This window comes from Niveispirillum fermenti (assembly GCF_048066175.1).
Taxonomy (GTDB): Bacteria; Pseudomonadota; Alphaproteobacteria; order Azospirillales; family Azospirillaceae; genus Niveispirillum; species Niveispirillum fermenti.
Genome location: NZ_JBLTXA010000129.1, coordinates 1 through 492, shown reverse-complemented (window position 1 = coordinate 492; position 492 = coordinate 1). Strand labels below are relative to the sequence as shown.

At 64.4% G+C, this 492-nt stretch carries 1 protein-coding gene; it reads left to right on the top strand.

The genetic code is table 11. From position 1 onward, the window contains the following. A partial coding sequence (locus tag ACM9LZ_RS26000) for an RHS repeat-associated core domain-containing protein (protein WP_416622396.1) occupies positions 1–492 on the top strand: 492 nt, incomplete at both ends.

Genomic DNA, 492 nt, shown 5'->3' with positions numbered 1-492 from the left:
GGACCGGCCTCGACCAGCCGCTGGTCTGGTACGAAGGCAGCGGCACGGGCGACCGCCGCACGCTTTTGGCCGACGAGCGCGGATCGGTGGTGGCCGTGACCAACGGCGGCGGGGTGGCCAGCATCAATACCTATGATGCCTATGGCCAGCCCGGGGCGGCCAACCAGGGGCGGTTCCAGTACACGGGCCAGATCTGGCTGGCCGAGGTTGGGGTTTACCATTACAAGGCGCGGGCGTATTCTCCGACCCTGGGCCGGTTCCTGCAACCCGACCCCATCGGCTATGCCGCCGGCATGAACCTCTATGCCTATGTCGGCAACGATCCGGTCAACAGGATCGATCCATCAGGGTTAACGGATTGTCCGCAGCCGGCGAATGGGGCGACCACGTGCGGCGGAGGAGGCGGCGGTAGCACCTACATTCGCTGGTTTGGAAGATTCTTCGACAATGGCCTGGATTACAGGCAGATGGACGATGACTATGGTGGCGGCG